This is a genomic window from Pantoea sp. Lij88 (genome assembly GCF_030062155.1).
In the GTDB taxonomy this organism is placed as follows: Bacteria; Pseudomonadota; Gammaproteobacteria; order Enterobacterales; family Enterobacteriaceae; genus Pantoea.
In genome coordinates this window covers 329,547-348,918 of record NZ_CP118269.1, presented here as the reverse complement: position 1 = coordinate 348,918, position 19,372 = coordinate 329,547, and the positions used below count along the sequence as shown (strand labels likewise).

The following is a 19,372-nucleotide window of genomic DNA, read 5'->3' as shown; positions in this document are numbered from 1 at the left end:
TAATTCGATTACGCTAACTTTTTCAGCAGCGTAACTAATAACTCCGCTTTTTCGCGAACAACATGGCGTAAAACCGATGACTGAAATGATTTCGGCGACAATATTATTGTTGTTAATTATGGATCCGCTGGGCAATCTGCCGATTTTTATGTCGGTTTTAAAGCATCTGGAGCCGAAACGGCGGCGGGTTGTGCTAATCCGCGAAATGTTGATCGCGCTGATCATCATGCTGCTGTTCCTGTTTACTGGCGAACGCATCCTGGCGTTTTTAAATCTGCGCACCGAAACCGTGTCGATCTCCGGCGGGATTATCCTGTTTCTGATCGCCATCAAGATGATTTTTCCGTCGGCCGAAAGCAGCAGTTCTGGCTTACCGGCGGGCGAAGAGCCTTTCCTGGTGCCGCTGGCGATTCCGCTGGTCGCCGGGCCATCGCTGCTGGCAACGCTGATGCTGCTGTCACATCAGTATCCGCATCAGATGTCGCATCTGGTCGGCGCACTGTTAATCGCCTGGGGCGTGACGGTGGGCATTCTGCTGATGTCAGGACTGTTCCTGCGTCTGCTGGGTGATAAGGGTGTGAATGCGCTGGAGCGGCTGATGGGATTGATACTGATCATGCTGGCGACCCAGATGTTCCTGGACGGGATTCGGGCTTATCTGAAGTTATAAGCGCACCTTTGTCATTTTATCCTGCCAGGCAGGCAGCTGAATTATTTATATTTACTATCAATAATTTATGGAATTAAGATCAACAATAGTATTTATATAATGCTGTAAAAAGGAGGTGTCTATTGCGGCCATTATTGAAAAACAGATGCAGCGTCTGAAAACCCGGAGGGAAATACAATGAGGTTGTTATTACCCTTTTTTTTCGGCGCACTCTATCTGATAACAGGTTACTTCTCCCTTCAGGAAGTCCTGCAGTATGCCAATAGCGGCCATTCAGGGGTGATCACAGATATACGTAGTTATCTGGTTGCCCCGCTACTCTGCGCGTTGCTCTGGCTGCTGGTTTACCTGGTAGCCTGGTGGGGTTTCAGAAAAATTGCCTTCCTGTCTGTAGCTAAAGAATCAGCCTTTCAGGTGTTATTCTTTCTGGCAAATATACTCTGTTTAGCGGGCTTGACCGTATTATCCGTCTCGGGCCGGAAAGCCGCGTTGAATGACGTGCAGCTGATACAGGTTGACGTCACTGATTTTGCATGGATTTACTTACTTTCTGCCGCCCTCACGCTGCTTGTTTTTGCTCTGATAAGAAGAAAATGGGCATGAACAGCCTGCTGCAGATTATCAAAAGCTGTCTGCTGCGCACGTTTAACTATCAAGGGCGTGAAGGAAGGACGCGCTATTTTATTTTCCTGCTGTTCCAACTGGTCTGGTTCTGTAGTTATCTGCAATGGTTTACCGGGCCAGAGCATGAAATAAGCTTAACCGCGCTGCTGCTGTTTATTTTGCCTGTTTTTTCCTGCGGGGTGAGGAGAATAAATGACGCTGGCTATTCACGCGGCGTCATTGTCCTTTTGTTGGTAGCGCCTTATTTGCTGTTCCCTTTTTTACTTTTCCCCCGCTCGCGGGAAAAAACCTGACGGGCAGATAGCCCGTCAGGTTGGTCAGGAAAGCAGCGTGAAAGCAATCATCCCTACCACCGCGCCCACAGTGCCGAGAATGGTCTCCATCAGCGTCCAGGTCTTCAGCGTTTCCGCTTCGCTGGCCCCGGTGAAGCGGCCAAACAGCCAGAATCCGGCATCGTTCACATGGCTGATGATGATGGAGCCACCGCCGATGCAGATCGACAGCGCCGCCAGCTGAGCCCCGCTGTAGTGCAGCGGTTCAATCACCGGCATGATTAGCCCGACGGTGGTCAGACAGGCGACCGTCGCCGACCCCTGAATCACCCGCACCGCTCCCGCCAGGATAAAGCAGGCCAGCGCAATCGGCAGGCCTGCACCGGTCAGCGCATTGCCCAGTACCGGACCCACGCCTGAATCCACCAGCACCTGCTTAAACACGCCGCCCGCGCCAATCACCAGCAGGATAATCCCGGCCGGTTGCAGCGCGCTGCCACACACCTGCATCACCCGCTCTTTGTCCATGCCCTGACGGTAAGCCAGACCATAAATCGCCACCAGCAGCGCCAGCAGGATTGCGGTGAAAGGATGGCCGATAAATTCCAGCCAGTCATACAGGGTGGTGCCTTCGGTGGTGAAGCGTGCGCCGATGGTTTTCAGGCCGACCAGCACCAGCGGGAAGAGGATCAGTGAGAGGCTGAAGCCAAACGACGGCAGCTTGCTCTCATCAACATCCGGTTGATGATCTTCCGGTGGCGCGCTGAACGTCACGTGGTTGCCGATAAAGTTACCAAACAACGGACCGGCAATCAGCATGCCGGGGATCGCCGCACAGAGACCCAGCAGGATCATCCAGCCGAAGTCCGCGTGCATCTGCGAGGCCAGCAGCATCGGGGCCGGTCCGGGCAGCAGGAACGCCGCTGCCGCCGCGACACCGGCAAACAGCGGGATCACCAGCTTCACCAGATTGCCGCCGGTTCGCCGCGCCACCGCAAACGCGATGCTAATCAACAGCACGACAGCCACTTCAAAGAAGAGCGGCAGCGCGCAGATCAGACCGGCAATGCCCATCGCATAATGGGCACGGCTCTGACCAAAGGTTTTCAGCATCCGGATGGCGATTTGATCGACCGCGCCGGTTTCATGCAGGATTTTGCCGAACATCGCGCCCAGCGCGACCACAATAGCGAGGAAGCCGAGCGTGCCGCCCATCCCCTTCTGCATGGTTTCAGCGATCTTGTTCAGTGGCATGCCGGAGAACAGACCGGCACCGATGGAGACTAACATCAGCGCGACAAAGGCGTGCATACGGGCCTTCATCACCAGGAAAAGCAGCAGCAGGACAGAGCCTGCTGCGGTCAAAACGAGTGTTGCGGTATTCATTTCTAATCCTGGCTGATAGCGTCCTGGATAGTCGCAACCGTAGCCGCCACCACATCGTCCAGTGAATGCGCGATATCCACGACCAGGACATCCGGTTCATCACTGCCCGGCTCTTCCAGCGTGGCAAACTGGGTGACCAGCATCTGCGGCTTGAAGAAGTGGCCTTTACGCGCTTTCAGGCGGGCTTCAATGGTATCGAAATCGCCTTTCAGATAGACGAAACGCAGGTTGTCATTTCCCTGACGCAGAATGTCGCGATAACTTTTTTTCAGGGCTGAACAGACAATGATGGAAATCGCCTGGGTGCGCTGCATGGCAAACGCGGCATCGTTCAGCGCCTGTAACCACGGCTGACGATCGCTGTCATCCAGCGGATGACCATCGGCCATCTTCAGGATATTGGCGCGGGGATGGAGAAAATCACCGTCAAGAAAGGCCGTATTGAGCTGGTGAGAAACCTGGTTGGCGACGGCAGATTTTCCGCTGCCTGAAACGCCCATCAGGATAAAGACGTGATGTGACGGGGATTGCGTTGTCATTTTTCTGCTCCGGCAGGTGAGAATTTGCCAATGTTACCGATAACAATGTCGTTTCTCATTCTCCTGGCCGGTTAACAGCCTGGCAACCTTTTTACCAGGAAAAGCATGAAAGTGTGAGCTGACTCATAAAAACACCACAATCAGATGCTGCCACCTTCACTGATCTCAAAACCGACGTCCAGCAGCTGATTATCACTGCTTTCACCGGCGATACGGGCCAGCAGCAGAGCGGCGGCTTCACGGCCCATGCGATCGCGCGGCGTCAGCACCGTCGCCAGCTGTGGTGTCACCACCTGGCTGATGTCATGGCCGTGGAAACCGGCAATCGCCATCTGGGTGGGCACCTGCAATCCCTGGCGCTGACACTCAAACATCGCGCCGACCGCCAGATCGTCATTGGTACAGAACAGGCTATCCGTTTCAGGGTAGAGACGTTGCGCCTCGCGCAGCAGATCGCCACCGGCACTGAACGAAGAGGCATCTTCCATCATCACGCTGCGCGGCGGCAGCCCCGCTTCACGCATCGCGATTTCGTAACCGCGCTGCTTCTGCAGCGTACGTTCATCAAGACGTGCGCCGAGGTAGACGGTGTGACGATGGCCTTTGCTGAGGATCGCCCGCGTCATCTGCCGGGCCGCTTCGACGTTATCAAAGCCGACCGCCATATCCAGGCAGGGCGTCACGCTGTCCATCACCTCAATCACCGGAATCCCGGCGACTTCCAGCATGCGCAGCGTGCCCGGCGTATGAGTACGTTCGGTGAGGATCACGCCATCAATGTTCCAGCCCAGCAGCGAGCGCAGTTGCAGCTCCTCTTTTTGCGGGTTGTAACCAAAGTGGGCGACCAGCGTCTGATAGTTGGCTTCGTCGGTGACGGCTTCGATGCCGCGCAGGACGTCGGCAAAAACCTGGTTGGTGAGTGACGGCAGCAGCACGCCGATGGCGCGACTGGTGGCGTTAGAAAGCATATCGGGGGCGCGATTGGGGATATAACCCAGCTCATCCAGTGCCACTGCAATCTTGTCCCGCAGGGCAACAGAGACCTGCTCAGGATTGCGCAGGTAACGGCTGACGGTCATTTTTGTAATGCCGACGCGATCGGCAACGTCCTGTAATACCGGTCTTTTCTTCTTCATCGTAGCGCCTGGGATCGCCCTGAAAGCTAAAGTACGATGAGTCTATCACTTTTCTGTCACAAAATTGCCAACCGGGCGCGACGAGTCGCGCCCGTTATCTGCTTAGACCGGTGGCAGATCAAACAGCAGGACTTCTGCAGCCGAGCTGGCTTCAATCGTCAGCGCGCTTTCGTCCCAGATCGCCAGAGCGTCGCTGGTGGTGACCGCGTTGCCGTTAACGGTAACATCACCTTTAACCACCTGAATCCAGATACGACGTCCCGCATCAATCGCGACATTGTCCTGCTCACCAGCCGCCAGTACCCAGCGCGACAAGGTCATGTCCTGATACACTTTCAGCGACCCTTCACGGGCATCCGGGCTTAATACCAGCTGGCGTCCCTGCACATCCGGGAAGCGGCGCTGATCGTAGCGTGGCTCAATACCGGTACGTTCAGGAATGATCCAGATCTGATAGAGGTGCAGCGGTTCGCTTTCGCTGGCGTTGTACTCAGAGTGACGGACGCCGGTGCCGGCGCTCATGATCTGGAACTCCCCTGCCGGGATCTGCTCTTTGTTGCCCATGCTGTCCTGATGCTCAACCGTACCGGACAGCACGTAGGTCAGAATTTCCATGTCTTTATGAGGATGGGTGCCAAACCCCTGACCGCCATCGATCACATCTTCATTGATGACCCGCAGCGCGGAGAAACCCATGAAGTTCGCATCGTGATAGCTGGCGAAAGAGAAGGTGTGCCAGCTATCCAGCCAGCCATGGTTTGCGTGACCGCGTTCTTCAGCTTTGCGTACATAGATCATGTTCAAATCTCCTCAATGTTTTTTATAGTGTGTCCCCGAGGCGGTCTGATTGATAGCTGAAAAACTTCACTCCTCTGTTCAAATTCATTGAATGAGTGTGAGCCGGTGGCTGAAAAGGATTGATGGAGAGCAGGCAAAAAAAAGCCAGCGGATAAGCTGGCTAAATAATACTGGAAGCAATGTGAGCAATGTCGTGCTTTCTCAGGCTGTCGATGACCTCCCGGGAACGCATGGCAATAATAATCATTATCATTCGTATCTGTAAAGAGTTTTTCACATTTTTTCGCTTGATTAACGTGGTGAATACCTTGATGTTTAAAAGGTTTTTATCTAATGAGGGGGCTTAACCGTCACGCCGTTTGTATATAACTGTGGCCCTAGACTTGAAAAAGGCACCTTTCAGCGCCCTTCAGACCGATGACAAATCCAAAATTTAGTGAATCTGAAAGCAACTTATTAGCTTAGCGCGCAGGTAACACGGTCAGAGGAGGAAAGCGTCCCGCGCCAGGGACGGCGCGGGCCGAGCAGTCAGGGATGACGCTTTTGCGTCTTTCCGATCTGACCGTGTTCCATGAGCAGCTCAATCTCACAGCCACACAACCCTGCCCAGGTTCTCAGATATCAGTAACCCGCACTCAAATCATCAATGCTGCGCGGATCCGAAGCGCCATAGAGCATGCCGTCAGGCCCGATCATGATGCTCTGCGTACTGCCCATCGACGGCAGCACCTTCACATGCTGACCTTTGGCTTCCAGCAGACGCAGCGTATCGGGGCTGAAGCCCTTCTCCACCCGCAGCTGATCCGGCAGCCACTGATGATGGAAGCGCGGCGCATTGGTGGCTTCCGCTACGTTCATCCCGAAATCGATGCTGTTAACCACCATCTGCAACACCGTCGTGATAATACGGCTGCCGCCAGGACTGCCGGTCACCAGCCAGGTTTTGCCGCCTTTGGCGACGATGGTCGGCGACATCGATGACAACGGACGTTTCGCCGGCTGCACCGCATTCGCTTCCCCGCCGACCAGCCCGTAGACATTTGGCGTGCCCGGCTTGGCTGAGAAGTCATCCATCTCGTTATTCATCAGGATGCCGCTTTTGCCCGCCACAATTCCGCTGCCGAAATAGGTGTTCAGCGTGTAGGTCACGGCGACCGCATTGCCCTGCTTATCCACCACCGAGAAATGAGTGGTCTGATTACTTTCGTAAGGTTCGAGCTTGCCCGGTTTGATCTCGCTGGAAGGACGCGCCTTTGCCATATCGATCTGCTGCGCCAGGGTTCTGGCGTAGGCTTTACTGGTCAGCGCCTGCCACGGCACCTTCACGAAATCGGGATCGCCGAGATATTCCGAGCGGTCCGCATAGGCATATTTTTCCGCTTCCGCCATCACCTGCATGGCGTCCGCGCTGCCAAAGCCCATCTTCGCCAGATCGAAGTTCTCCAGAATATTCAGGATCTGCACGATGTGGATACCACCGGATGACGGCGGCGGCATGGAGAAGACTTCATAGCCACGATAGGTGCCGCTGACAGGCGTTCGCTCGACCGCACGATAGGCCGCAAGGTCAGCTTTGTTGATCAGGCCACCGTGTTGCGCCATCTCTCCGGCGATCTCATCCGCGATTTCACCTTTGTAAAACGCATCCGGTCCCTGACGGGCAATCAGTTGCAGGCTGTGAGCCAGGTTCTTCTGCACCAGCCGATCGCCCTTCTGCCACGGCGTGCCGTCCGGTTTGTAGAAAATCGCTTTGCTGTTGGGATGGGTGATCAGTACTTCTTTGCCGTAGGTTTTCAGGTCATCCGCCAGCGCATCGTTGACCGGAATACCGTCACGCGCCAGTCTGATGGCCGGTGCCAGCAGGGTGCTCAGCGGCAGGGTGCCATATTTCTTCGCCGCCAGCGCCAGTCCGGCGACGGTGCCCGGCGTACCGGAAGCGAGATGAGAGGTCAGCGACAGCTTACTGTCGGCGTTGCCCTGCTTATCCAGGAACATATCGCGCGACGCGTGACCCGGCGCCATTTCACGGAAATCGATAGCGGTAGCGCGGCCAGACGCGGTGCGCAGCAGCATAAAGCCACCGCCGCCCAGGTTGCCCGCCTGCGGATGGGTCACGGCCAGCGCAAAGCCCACGGCGACCGCGGCATCCACCGCATTCCCGCCCTGACGCAGGATCTCCACGCCGACCTGGGTCGCCATCGCATCCACCGACGCCACCATGCCGTGCTGCGCTTTTACCGGGTGAAAGGTGTCACTGTCCACGCCGTAGGAGACCGGCGGAGCCTGAACAGGTGCGGCGTTAGCGCCTGCCACCACGGTGAAACTCATCACCAGCGACCAGCTGAGCTGACGCACTGTTTGCTGCATTTTCATCCTGCCACCATCCCGTATTGTTATTTACATTTTTTTATCATTTCTGCAAGTGTCTACAAATACAGCAAAATAACCGGGGTTAAGTCAAATCAGGAATACATCTGAAAGTAAGGTCTGTGATATCGGGTAAACTTATGGGTGCGACCCTGATACCGGTGTGCGCCGTTGTGCACCCAAAACCCTGTCGCGTTAAGGAAGGAGGAGTGATGAAAAAGTGGATGATTGTTTTAGCCGCCCTGCTGCCTTTCGCCAGCCAGGCGAACACGCTGAACAGCACCAACGATCCGAACAAACCGGGCTACAACCCGAGTCAGCAGCGGATGCAGTCGCAGATGCAGACCGACCAGCAGCAGCAACAGCTGAGGCTGCGCCAGGATCAGCAGCGTCAGACGCAGGACATGCAGCGTAAAATGCAGGAACAGCGTAACAGCGCCCAGCAGCGGGTGATTACCTCGCAGCCGGGCCAGCAGAATCAGAACCAGAATCTAAACCAAAACTAACGAAAATCGGGGCCGATGATGTCGATGCTGTCGGTACAGATGGCATCGACGCCCCACGTCAGCAATTCCCGCGCCCGATCCGGGCTGTTCACGGTATAAACCAGAATCTTCAGTCCGCCTGCTTTCAGTTCGGCGACACGCTCAGCGGTCAGCACCTTGTGATTAAGGTGAATCGACACACACGCCAGCGCGGTGGTTTTTTCCTGCCACGCGGGATCCCAGCTGTGTGACAGCAGGCCACGCGGTAACTGTGGTTCCACCTGCATCGCCGCTTCCAGCGCGTCAAAAGAGAACGAAGAGAGCAACGGTGCGGTCTGTCCCTGCCACAGAATCGCGGCAGCCTGCGCGACGGCGCGTCCGGTTTCGGCGTCACTGCCGGTGGTCGGTTTGATCTCGATATTCGCCATCATCTGATGCTGACGACAGCGTGCCGCCACCTCGTCCAGCCGCGCCAGTTTCTCGCCGGTAAACGCGTTGCCAAACCAGCTGCCCGCATCGAGCTGTGACAGCTTCTCCCACGGCAGCTGACCCGCTACGCCCCAGCCATTGCTGGTGCGATCCAGCGTGTCGTCATGCAGCAGGAAGATCTGCGCATCCGCCGATAACTTGGCATCAAACTCAATCATCTGATGACCATATTTCGCGCCGGTATCGATCGCTGCCAGCGTATTTTCCGGTGCCAGTTTACCGCCGCCGCGATGGGCGACGATGCGGGGATAGGGCCAGTATTGTGTGCTCATTCCAGACGCTTTCCATGAGTTGAATCGAAGAAGTGTAACGCATCTGACGGCAGATGCAGCCACAGCGTACTGCCGGGCTGCGGCCGTTCGCTGTGGGCTAAGCGTACCACCAGTGGCGTGTCACCGATGCGGCCATGAGCCAGATTATCGGCGCCCAGCATCTCCAGCGTATCGACCCGTAGTGGGATGCCGCCCTGCTCGCGGCTACTGAGCTGGATATGCTCTGGCCGGATACCCAGCACAACCGGCCGGTTAGCCCATTTCGGTTTACTGTCGCTGAGCGGCAGTGCGTGCGAGGCGTCGAGGTCAAAGCGTGAGCCGTCACTGCTGAACTGCCCTTTCAGCAGGTTCATGGCGGGCGCGCCGATAAACGAGGCAACAAACTGGCTGGCGGGACGCTCATACACCTCGACCGGCGTGCCGATCTGCTCCACCACGCCTTTGTTCATCACCATCACCCGCTCCGCCAGCGTCATCGCCTCGACCTGATCGTGGGTCACATAGAGGCTGGTGGTCTGTAAGCGGCGATGCAGCTGCTGCAGCTCCAGCCGCATCTGCACCCGCAGGCGGGCATCGAGATTCGACAGCGGCTCATCGAACAGAAATACCGCCGGTTCACGCACGATGGCGCGGCCCATCGCGACACGCTGGCGCTGTCCGCCCGACAGTTCGCGAGGCCGGCGCATCAGCAGGTGATCCAGCTCCAGACTGCGCGCCGCGTCGAGCACCCGCTGGCGAATCTGCTCTTTGCCCATCCCACGGATTTTCAGGCCATAAGCCATGTTCTCCTCCACCGACATGTGCGGATAGAGCGCGTAGTTCTGGAATACCATCGCAATGCCGCGATCTTTCGGCTCTTCCTGGGTGACGCGCCGGTCGTCGATATAGATATCGCCGGAGGTGACGCGCTCCAGCCCGGCTACCATACGCAGCAGGGTCGATTTCCCGCAGCCGGATGGCCCGACCATCACCATAAACTCGCCGTCATTGATGGTGACGTTCAGCGGCTGAATGATCTGATTTTTGCCATCGTAGGACTTGGTTACTGCCTGAAGGGTTACGCCTGCCATCTTATTTCTCACTCTCAACCAGACCGCGCACAAAGGCACGCTGCATGACTAACACCACTACCAGCGGTGGGATCAGGGTTAATAACATTGCCGCCATCACTTCGTTCCACTGGGTCGGCGAGCCGCTGGTGGAGATCATGCTTTTGATCCCCGCCACCGCCGTGCCGAGGCTGGCGTCGTTGATGATCAGTAGCGGCCAGAGATACTGGTTCCAGCCATAGATAAAGGTGATGACGAACAGCGCCGCCAGATTGGTTTTCGACAGCGGCAGAACGATATCGATGAAGAAGCGCATCGCGCTGGCGCCGTCGATACGCGCCGCTTCCACCAGCTCATCCGGCAGCGACATAAAGAACTGACGGAACAGGAAGGTGGCGGTGGCCGAAGCCATCAGCGGCAGGGTTAATCCGCTGTAGCTGTCGAGCAGATTAAGGTCGGCAATCACCTGCACCGTGGGGAAGATACGCACCTCAACCGGCAGCATCAGGGTGATGAAGATCAGCCAGAAAAAGAGCGTGCGCAGCGGAAAGCGAAACCAGACCAGCGCAAACGCCGACAGCATCGACACCGTGATTTTGCCGAAGGTGATGCCGAGCGCCATGATCATGCTGTTGAGCAGCATCAGGCCAAACGCCGGTCCGTTGCCGTTGACGCCGTGCGTCCAGATGCGCGAGATGTTCTCCCACAGGTGCGTACCGGGTACCAGCGTCATCGGCACCTGATAGACCGCCTCGTTATCCAGCGTCGCCGCCACAAAGGCGACATAAAGCGGAAACAGGATGGTGAGCACGCCCAGCACCAGCACGATGTGGCTGAAGATATCCAGCCCGCGTCGATTCTCAATCATTGGTATTGCACCTTACGTTCAACAAAGCGGAACTGGAGCACCGTCAGGCCGATCACCAGCAGCATCAGCACCACCGACTGCGCAGCGGACGAGGAGAGATCCAGACCGGTAAAGCCTTCGCGATAGATTTTGTAGATCAGCGTGGTGGTCGCCTGCACCGGCCCGCCGCCGGTTGCGGCATCAATCACCGGGAAGGTATCGAAGAAGGCGTAGATGAGATTCACCACCAGCAGGAAGAAGCTGACCGGCGTAATCAGTGGCAGCGAGAGGTTGAAGAAGCGACGCACCGGTCCGGCACCGTCAATCGCGGCGGCTTCCACCAGCGATTTGGGAATAGATTGCAGGGCGGCGAAGAAGAACAGGAAGTTGTAGCTCATCTGCTGCCAGATCGACGCCAGCACCACCAGGAACATCGCCTGACCACTGTTCTGCGCGAAGTTCCAGTTGTAGCCGACGTGGTTCAGCAGGTAGCTGAACAGGCCCATGCCGGGGTTAAACAGGAACATCCACAGCACCGCGGCTACAACGGGCGCAACGGCGTAGGGCAGCAGCAGCAGGGTCTGATAGAGGCGGCGCAGTCGCACCACATAATCCACCAGCGCCGCCAGCAGCAGCGAGAAGACCATGCCGAACACGGTGACCATGCCGCTGAATTTGATGGTGGTCCAGAACGAATCCAGATAATAAGGATCGGCAAACAGCCGTCGGAAGTTTTCCAGCCCGACAAAGCTGCTGGAGATGCCAAAGGGATCGAGGCTTTGCAGCGAGTACCACAGCGCTTCACCGGCAGGCCAGAGAAAGAAGATAGCGGTAATCAGCAGTTGCGGCAGCACCAGAAGATAGGGCAACAGGCTGGTGCGAAAGACCGGACGGGATGAAGACATGGCGTACCTGGCGTCAGAAAAGAGGGGCCAGCCAGGCTGGCCCACAAGGAGAGATTACTTCACCTGCTGCTGGAAGCGGCGCAGCAGCTCGTTGCCGCGTTTCACTGCATTATCCATCGCGTTTTGCGGCGACTGCTTGCCGGTCCAGACGCTTTCCAGCTCTTCGTCGATCACGGCACGGATCTGCGGCATGTTGCCCAGACGCATCCCTTTGGTGAACGGTAACGGTGGCTTGTTCATCATCTGGCGGGTCGCGATATCCGCACCCGGATTCTTATCGTAGAAGCCCTGCTGTTTAGTCAGCTCGTAGGCCGCGGTGGTAATCGGCAGATAGCCCGTTTTCTGGTGCCATTCCGCAGCGATTTCCGGTTTAGCCAGGAACTGCATGAACTCGGCTACACCTTTGTAGGTTGCCGCATCTTTGCCTTTCATCACCCACAGGCTGGCACCGCCGATCAGGGCGTTCTGCGGCGCATTCGGCACGGTGTCGTCATACGGCATCATGCCGACGCCGAAGTTGAATTTAGCGTAATGACGGATATCGGCCAGCGAACCCGATGAGGCGGTGGTGATGCCGCAGTCGCCGTTGTAGAACTTGGCGGTGGACTCATCTTTGCGGCCAAAGTAGGTGAAGTCCCCTTTCTTGTTCATCGCTTCCAGCAGTTCGATATGACGAACCAGTACCGGCTTGTTGAACTCCAGCACGGCATCAGGTCCGTCAAAGCCGTTGTTTTTAGTTGCCACCGGCAATGCATGCCAGGCGCTGAAGTTTTCAATCTGGATCCAGCCCTGCCAGCCGCTGGCGTAGCCACAGCTCATGCCCGATTTGCGCAGTGCGGCGGCATCCGTCGCCAGCTCCTGCCAGGTTTTCGGCGGCTGGTCCGGGTTCAGACCGGCTTTTTTAAAGGCGTCTTTGTTGTAGTAGAGCACCGGCGTCGAGCTGTTGAACGGCTGAGAGATCAGCTGACCTTTGCTGTCGCTGTAGTAGCCCGCCACCGTTGGCACAAACTGTTTTTCATCGAAGGGGATGCCGGCGTCTTTAAAGACCTGATACACCGGCACAATCGCATGCGACGCCATCATGGTCGCCGTACCGACTTCATAGACCTGCAGCACCGCAGGCGCTTTACCGCTGCGCACCGCCGCGATGCCTGCCGCCAGGCTCTGTTCGTAGTTACCTTTGTAGGTCGGAACAATTTTGTAATCGGGATGCGTCTGGTTAAAACGCTGTGCCAGCGAATCCACTTCTTTGCCTAGCTCGCCTTCCATAGAGTGCCAGAAAGGGATCTCAGTGGCGGCCATGGCATGGGTGCTGAGCGTCAGACCGAGCAGCGCGCTCATCAGGCTACGACGAAAGGTAACGACGGACATAGAATTTTCCTGTGCAGGTAAATACGCGTGAAATCACGGATTTCTGTTTCGCGAAGTAACATGACACGGGGAAATGACGGATTAATAACAGGCAGATGACAGGCGGGTGACAGGCTTTATGGAGGAAAAGAGGACGCTGGCAGCGCGGCGGAAAAACGTCCCCGCTGCCAGTTTTTAGTTACATAAATTGCAGAGCGACTGGAAGCTGAAAATGCCTGACTGAGGTTTTAAACCACGCACATCAGGCCATTCTCAGAACCACCCACACCGACACTCAAGGCCGACGGCGTCACATTCCGCATCACACTTTCAAAGGCCGTCGGCGGCGCAGGCAGGTTGCGGGCGGACAGCGCGCAGCCACCGGAACGTACACGTAGTACGTGAGGATGGCGAGCACTGCCCAACCGGAACCTGGCAAGTAAGCCAGGCCGTGCCCCATCAGGCACCTAAGTAAGCGCTGCGGACGGCTTCGTTGGATAGGAGCGCTGCACCGGTATCTTCGAGCACCACATGCCCGTTCTCCAGCACATATCCCCGATCCGCCAGCTTCAGCGCCTGATTCGCATTCTGCTCCACCAGGAAAATTGTCATCCCCTCGCTGCGCAGCTGCTCAATGGTGTCGAAAATCTGCTGAATAATGATCGGTGCCAGTCCCAGCGACGGCTCATCCAGCAGCAGCAGGCGCGGCTGGCTCATCAGCGCACGGCCAATCGCCAGCATCTGCTGTTCACCGCCTGACATCGTCCCGGCGCGCTGGATTTTACGCTCTTCCAGACGCGGGAAGAGTTCATACACACGCTTAATCCGCGTCAGATAGTCCGGACGACTGGCAAAAAATCCGCCCATTGCCAGGTTCTCTTCCACCGTCATGCGCGAAAACACCCGCCGCCCCTCTGGCACGATGGCAATCGCTTCACGCATGATGCGCGCCGTTTGCCAGTCGGTAATCGCTTTGCCATCAAAGGTAATGGTGCCCTGGGTCGCGCGCGGCTCGCCGCAGAGCGTACCCAGCAGCGTGGTTTTTCCGGCGCCGTTAGCACCAATCAGGGTGACGATTTCGCCCTGATTGATATAGAGACTGACGTTGTGCAGCGCCTGAATTTTGCCGTAATGGGCGCTGACGTTCTCAATGGTTAACATCGCATTTGCCATCTCAGGCCTCTCCTAAATAGGCACGAATGACATCCGGATTATTGCGAATCTCCTCCGGCGTTCCGTTAGCCAGCGGCGTTCCCTGATTAACCACGTAAATACGGTCAGAAATACCCATCACCAGCTTCATATCATGTTCAATCAGCAGCACCGACACCTTATGTTCGCCACGCAGCTCCGCGATCAGCGCGTCCAGCTCGTGGGTCTCTTTAGGGTTAAGGCCCGCCGCCGGTTCATCCAGCATCAGGATCTCCGGGCGCGTCACCATGCAGCGCGCAATCTCCAGCCGACGCTGCTGACCATAGGCCAGATTGCCCGCCTGACGGTTTGCCAGATCCAGCAGACCGACCCGCTCCAGCCAGGTCGCCGCACGATCCAGCGCCTCGCTCTCACTGCGGCGAAACGCCGGGGTTTTCAGCAGGCCGGAAAACACGCCGCTTTTCAGATGCTGATGCTGCGCGACCAGCAGGTTCTCAATGACCGTCATCTCACGGAACAGACGCACGTGCTGGAAAGTGCGCACGATGCCCATCCGCGCAATCTTCTGGCCTGGCAATCCTTCCAGATGCTGCTCACGCAATTTGATCGTGCCGCCGGTGGGCTTGTAAAAGCCGGTCAGGCAGTTGAAGACGGTGGTTTTACCGGCACCGTTGGGGCCAATCAGTGAGACGATCTCCTGCGGACGCAGCTCCAGCGCCACATTGTTTACGGCTAACAGACCGCCGAAGCGCATCATCAGGCCTTCAACGGCTAATAAAGGCTGAATCATGCCTGCTCTCCTTTTTTAGCGGCTCTAAGCTTCAGATGCGGACGCTTCATCGGCAACAATCCCTGTGGACGCCAGATCATCATCAGCACCATCAGGCCACCCAGCACCAGCATGCTGTACTCATTCAGATCGCGCATCAGCTCGCGTGACACCACCAGCAGAATGGCAGCCAGAATCACCGCAAACTGCGAGCCCATCCCGCCCAGTACCACAATCGCCAGCACAAAGGCGGATTCGACAAAGGTAAAGGATTCCGGGCTGACAAAGCCCTGACGCGCCGCAAACAGACTGCCGGCAAAGCCCGCAAACGCGGCACTGATGGTAAAGGCGGTCAGCTTGATGCGGGTCGGACTCAGGCCCAGTGAACGGCAGGCAATCTCATCTTCGCGCAGCGCTTCCCAGGCCCGGCCCAGCGGCATGCGCAGCAGCCGGTTGATCACGAACAGCGTCAGCACCACCAGCAGCAGTGCCACCAGGTAGAGGAAAATAATACGGTCGCTGGGATCGTACTTCAGCCCAAAGAAGTTGTGGAAAGTATCCCAGCCCCCTTCACGTGGCGTACGGCCAAACTCCAGACCAAACAGCGTCGGTTTCGGGATCTGGCTGATGCCATTCGGGCCGCCGGTCAGGGCGGTATTGTTCAGCAGCAGAATACGCACGATCTCACCGAAGCCCAGCGTCACAATCGCCAGATAGTCGCCGCGCAGTCGCAGTACCGGGAAGCCCAGCAGCAGACCAAACAGCGCAGCAACCATGCCGGAGAGCGGCAGACACTGCCAGAAGCCAAGACCGTAATAGTGGTTCAGCAGCGCAAAGGTGTAAGCGCCGATGGCGTAGAAGCCGCCATAACCCAGTACCAGCAGGCCAGAAAGTCCGACCACCACGTTTAAGCCCAGACCGAGCATCACGTAGATCAGCGTCATGGTGGCGATATCAACGGTGCCGCGTGACACCAGGAATGGCCAGGCAATCGCGGCGATAATCATCACCGCCATCACCAGCTTCTGCTTTGGCGTCGAGCCATCCAGACCAGGCAACACCAGCGCCGGACCGGAGATTTTCTTCAGGCCGCTTTGCCATACAGGACGCAGCAGCTGGAACAGAAACACCACCGCACAGCCTGCAGCGATCCAGTTCCAGCGCACGCTACCCGCGTTCTGCACCACCAGATTCGTGCCGTCCAGATTCAGGCGCAGTCCCATAAAGAAGGTGGCGAGCACCAGTAACATCACCGAGGAGATCAGGGCGTTGATAAAGGAAGTCTTCATACTTTTTCGACCTCCGGGCGACCCAGAATCCCGGTCGGCATCACCAGCAGCACCACAATCAGCAGGGCAAACGAGACCACATCTTTATATTCCGTGCTGAGATACGCCGAGGTCAGCGCTTCAGCAATGCCGAGCACCAGGCCGCCAATCATTGCGCCCGGAATACTGCCAATCCCGCCCAGCACGGCGGCGGTGAAGGCTTTCATGCCCGCCATAAAGCCGATGAAGGGATTGATCGAACCGTAGAACTGGCCCAGCAGTACGCCTGCGACTGCCGCCATCGCGGCACCGATCACAAAGGTCAGCGAGATCACGCGGTCGGTGTTTATTCCCAGCAGACTGGCCATTTTCAGGTCTTCAGCACAGGCGCGACAGGCGCGGCCCATGCGGGAATAGCGGATAAAGGTGGTCAGCGCCAGCATCGCCAGGAACGTCACCACCCAGATCACGATCTGCATGGTGGAAATGGTGGCGGCAAACCCGTTGCTTTCACCGACCGTCCACTGTCCGGTGATCAGGCTCGGCAGCGCCAGGTCGCGTGAACCCTGCGTCAGGCTGACGTAGTTTTGCAGGAATATCGACATCCCGATGGCGGAGATCAGCGCAATCAGGCGCTTGGAGGAACGCACAGGCCGGTAGGCGACGCGCTCAATGCTCCAGCCGTAGGCGCTGGAGATAATCACCGCCATCACGAAGCCAGCGGCAATCATCAGCCAGGTGGTGTCGATGCCCATCATCATCAGGGCGGCAATCACGATAAAGGAGACATAGCTACCGATCATGTAGACCTCGCCGTGGGCGAAGTTGATCATGCCGATAATGCCGTAAACCATGGTGTAACCGATGGCGATCAGCGCATAGGTGCTACCCAGGGTCACACCGTTAAACATCTGCTGAATAAAATAGAGGAACTGCTCGGACATACCTTGACCCTTACTTAACCGATCGCAGGCGATCGGGGTACAAAAAACGCCTGGCAGACGAGCACCAGGCGTTCGTGTCGCTGGTCAGGGGAAACCGGTCACCCGGCCTCCCGCTCACCACAAAACAGCCTGGTTTACTTCACTGCGGTCGAGGTGCCATCGGCATGCCATTTGAAGACGCCGAATTCAAAGCCCTTGAGATCGCCCTTCTCATCCCAGTTCAGGTTGCCCATTACGGTTGGCACGGCAGCGCCTTCCTTGAGGTTTTTCACGATAGCGTCCGGCTCAGCGCTCTTGCTGCGCTCCATACCGGTTGCCAGCGACTGCAGAGCTGCATAGGTGGTCCAGACGAACGGGCCGGTCGGATCCAGTTTCTTCGCTTTCAGCGCGTCAACGATCGGTTTGTTGGTTTCAACCTGGTCGTAGCGTTTCGGCAGAGTCACCAGCATGCCTTCGGAAGCCGCACCGGCGATGTTCGACAGCGAGGCGTTACCCACGCCTTCTGGTCCCATAAACTGGGTTTTCAGGCCAGCAGCACGCGCCTGACGCACGATCTGGCCCATTTCCGGGTAGTAACCGCCGAAATAGACGAAATCGACGTTCTCTTTCTTGAAGCGCGCCACCAGGGTAGAGAAATCTTTGTCGCCTGCGGTGATACCTTCAAACATCACGATATTGGCGCCCTGCTTTTTCAGGCTCTCCTGAACGGAGCGCGCCAGGCCTTCGCCATACTGCTGTTTGTCGTGAACCACGGCGATGCGCTTAGGTTTCAGCTCGCTCATCACATATTTCGCGGCGGTCGGACCCTGATCAGAGTCGAGACCGGTGGTGCGCATAATCAGCTTATAGCCACGGGCAGTCAGGTCAGGTGCGGTCGCGGCCGGGGTGATCATCAGCACGCCTTCATCTTCATAGATGTCAGACGCAGGCTGGGTGGAGGAAGAGCAGAGGTGGCCGATCACGTAATGGATGCCGTCGTTGATTACCTTGTTCGCTACCGCAACCGCCTGTTTCGGGTCGCAGGCGTCATCATATTTCACCGCAACCAGCTTGTTACCGTTAACGCCGCCTTTGGCATTGATGTCTTCAATCGCCTGCGTTGCACCCGCGAACTCCATGTCACCGTATTGTGCGACCGGACCCGACATTGCGCCGACAATCGCCACTTTGATATCTTCAGCCAGCGCCGCATGGCTCATCGCCAGTGCTACACATCCCGCCAGTAATGCGCGACCTTTCATTTTCATCCTGACTACCCCATTTGTTTTGTCGTGTATGTTGTGAGTGCTTGCGTTGCCAGATAAAGCCGAAAACTGATTAATCTTGAAGGAGTTAGCGTACTTTTCTGGCTTTTTTTAGTAATAAGGCTTTATTTTTCAGGTTATTAAACAGGAAGTTTCTTCTGTAAATCAACTGACATATTCAGAATTGACTGAGTGAAACAGCATAATACACTGGAGGCAACGGCCGGTTTTTCATCACTTTGCCAGCGCGTTATGCTGGATTAATCGCCTGACAACCCTGTTTACAACTATCATCCTGGCATCCAGGCTACCTTTTGACCTGTTTTATTGATGAAAATGTGGTAGCACTCTGGTTGTATACTTTCGCTGCACTTTCCCCTATTACAGAGGTTTTTGTTATGAAGCTCACTATTCAGCGTTTAACTACGCTGACCGCGCAGGACCGCATCGATCTTGGCAAAGTCTGGCCGGATCTGGAGATTGAACAACTGGAACAGAGTCTGAGTGAGCGACATCGCCTCTACGCCGCGCGTTTTAACGATCGGCTGCTGGCGGGTTTGCAGCTTGAAATCTCGGGGATGCAGGGCAGGATTCACCGGCTCACGGTGCGTGATGTCACCCGGCGACGCGGAGTGGGACAGTATTTGCTGGAGGAGACGATCAGGCAGAACGGGTCGATATCGGACTGGTGGATTGCCGATGATGGCAGTGACGATCAGCAGGTGCGGGCGGCGTTTATGCAGGCGTGTGGTTTCAGGGCGCAGAGTGATGGCTGGATAATGGCCGTAGAATAGGCAGACGCAGAA

General features: G+C 56.8%; 20 protein-coding genes. 5 read left to right on the top strand and 15 right to left on the bottom strand.

The features are described 5' to 3' along the window. The first annotated feature begins 76 nt into the window (after positions 1-76). From PU624_RS05460 to PU624_RS05450, 3 genes are all read left to right on the top strand, one after another. A complete protein-coding gene (locus PU624_RS05460) occupies positions 77-670 on the top strand; it encodes a YhgN family NAAT transporter (RefSeq protein WP_003853054.1) in 594 nt (197 codons plus the stop codon). A 177-nt stretch (positions 671-847) separates the two neighbouring features. Further along, on the top strand, positions 848-1,273 hold the full coding sequence (locus PU624_RS05455; protein ID WP_283546875.1) for a hypothetical protein: 426 nt from the start codon (positions 848-850) through the stop codon (positions 1,271-1,273). Beyond that, on the top strand, positions 1,270-1,587 hold the full coding sequence (locus tag PU624_RS05450; RefSeq protein ID WP_283546874.1) for a DUF805 domain-containing protein: 318 nt from the start codon (positions 1,270-1,272) through the stop codon (positions 1,585-1,587). Before PU624_RS05455 ends, PU624_RS05450 begins: the two co-directional genes overlap by 4 nt. Before the next feature lie 24 nt (positions 1,588-1,611). Here the strand turns inward: PU624_RS05450 and gntU are convergent, their stop codons facing one another. From gntU to ggt, 5 genes are all read right to left on the bottom strand, one after another. Then, positions 1,612-2,952 (bottom strand): gluconate transporter, encoded by a 1,341-nt coding sequence (gene gntU, locus PU624_RS05445; RefSeq protein WP_283546873.1) that lies wholly within the window; start codon positions 2,950-2,952, stop codon positions 1,612-1,614. Positions 2,953-2,954: 2 nt separating this feature from the next. Continuing rightward, positions 2,955-3,491, bottom strand: coding sequence for a gluconokinase (gntK, locus tag PU624_RS05440; protein ID WP_283546872.1), 537 nt, complete (start codon positions 3,489-3,491; stop codon positions 2,955-2,957). 140 nt (positions 3,492-3,631) lie between these two features. Further along, positions 3,632-4,627, bottom strand: coding sequence for a gluconate operon transcriptional repressor GntR (gntR, locus tag PU624_RS05435; RefSeq protein ID WP_283546871.1), 996 nt, complete (start codon positions 4,625-4,627; stop codon positions 3,632-3,634). A 102-nt stretch (positions 4,628-4,729) separates the two neighbouring features. Then, positions 4,730-5,425 (bottom strand): pirin family protein, encoded by a 696-nt coding sequence (locus PU624_RS05430; RefSeq protein WP_013359331.1) that lies wholly within the window; start codon positions 5,423-5,425, stop codon positions 4,730-4,732. 621 nt (positions 5,426-6,046) lie between these two features. Further along, on the bottom strand, positions 6,047-7,798 hold the full coding sequence (gene ggt, locus PU624_RS05425; protein ID WP_283546870.1) for a gamma-glutamyltransferase: 1,752 nt from the start codon (positions 7,796-7,798) through the stop codon (positions 6,047-6,049). Positions 7,799-8,004: 206 nt separating this feature from the next. Here ggt and PU624_RS05420 point away from each other — a divergent pair, with 206 nt between their 5' ends. Next, positions 8,005-8,298, top strand: a complete 294-nt coding sequence (locus PU624_RS05420; protein ID WP_283546869.1) for a DUF2756 domain-containing protein — start codon at positions 8,005-8,007, stop codon at positions 8,296-8,298. Here PU624_RS05420 and ugpQ read toward each other — a convergent pair. From ugpQ to PU624_RS05370, 10 genes are all read right to left on the bottom strand, one after another. Beyond that, the gene (gene ugpQ, locus PU624_RS05415) at positions 8,295-9,038 is read right to left on the bottom strand and encodes a glycerophosphodiester phosphodiesterase (RefSeq protein WP_283546868.1); all 744 of its coding nucleotides are present in this window, start codon (positions 9,036-9,038) and stop codon (positions 8,295-8,297) included. The two genes, PU624_RS05420 and ugpQ, sit on opposite strands and share 4 nt — an antisense overlap. Continuing rightward, positions 9,035-10,108 (bottom strand): sn-glycerol-3-phosphate import ATP-binding protein UgpC, encoded by a 1,074-nt coding sequence (locus tag PU624_RS05410; RefSeq protein WP_283546867.1) that lies wholly within the window; start codon positions 10,106-10,108, stop codon positions 9,035-9,037. The genes ugpQ and PU624_RS05410 overlap by 4 nt, the downstream gene beginning before the upstream one ends. 1 nt (position 10,109) lies before the next feature. Then, positions 10,110-10,955, bottom strand: a complete 846-nt coding sequence (gene ugpE / locus PU624_RS05405) for a sn-glycerol-3-phosphate ABC transporter permease UgpE (RefSeq protein ID WP_031592696.1) — start codon at positions 10,953-10,955, stop codon at positions 10,110-10,112. Beyond that, positions 10,952-11,839: a sn-glycerol-3-phosphate ABC transporter permease UgpA gene (gene ugpA / locus PU624_RS05400; RefSeq protein WP_283546866.1), complete on the bottom strand. Its 888-nt coding sequence runs from the start codon at positions 11,837-11,839 to the stop codon at positions 10,952-10,954. Before ugpA ends, ugpE begins: the two co-directional genes overlap by 4 nt. A gap of 54 nt (positions 11,840-11,893) precedes the next feature. Continuing rightward, on the bottom strand, positions 11,894-13,210 hold the full coding sequence (ugpB, locus tag PU624_RS05395; protein WP_283546865.1) for a sn-glycerol-3-phosphate ABC transporter substrate-binding protein UgpB: 1,317 nt from the start codon (positions 13,208-13,210) through the stop codon (positions 11,894-11,896). 438 nt (positions 13,211-13,648) lie between these two features. Continuing rightward, positions 13,649-14,362: a high-affinity branched-chain amino acid ABC transporter ATP-binding protein LivF gene (gene livF, locus PU624_RS05390; protein ID WP_008926291.1), complete on the bottom strand. Its 714-nt coding sequence runs from the start codon at positions 14,360-14,362 to the stop codon at positions 13,649-13,651. A gap of 1 nt (position 14,363) precedes the next feature. Next, positions 14,364-15,131, bottom strand: a complete 768-nt coding sequence (gene livG / locus PU624_RS05385) for a high-affinity branched-chain amino acid ABC transporter ATP-binding protein LivG (protein WP_013359342.1) — start codon at positions 15,129-15,131, stop codon at positions 14,364-14,366. Continuing rightward, the gene (locus PU624_RS05380) at positions 15,128-16,399 is read right to left on the bottom strand and encodes a high-affinity branched-chain amino acid ABC transporter permease LivM (protein ID WP_283546864.1); all 1,272 of its coding nucleotides are present in this window, start codon (positions 16,397-16,399) and stop codon (positions 15,128-15,130) included. The genes livG and PU624_RS05380 overlap by 4 nt, the downstream gene beginning before the upstream one ends. Next, on the bottom strand, positions 16,396-17,322 hold the full coding sequence (gene livH, locus PU624_RS05375; RefSeq protein ID WP_009087789.1) for a high-affinity branched-chain amino acid ABC transporter permease LivH: 927 nt from the start codon (positions 17,320-17,322) through the stop codon (positions 16,396-16,398). The genes PU624_RS05380 and livH overlap by 4 nt, the downstream gene beginning before the upstream one ends. A gap of 134 nt (positions 17,323-17,456) precedes the next feature. After that, entirely contained in the window at positions 17,457-18,569 is a 1,113-nt protein-coding gene (locus PU624_RS05370; protein WP_090966866.1) for a branched-chain amino acid ABC transporter substrate-binding protein, read from the bottom strand. A gap of 395 nt (positions 18,570-18,964) precedes the next feature. Here PU624_RS05370 and panM point away from each other — a divergent pair, with 395 nt between their 5' ends. Next, positions 18,965-19,360 (top strand): aspartate 1-decarboxylase autocleavage activator PanM, encoded by a 396-nt coding sequence (gene panM / locus PU624_RS05365; protein ID WP_283546863.1) that lies wholly within the window; start codon positions 18,965-18,967, stop codon positions 19,358-19,360. Positions 19,361-19,372: the final 12 nt, after the last annotated feature.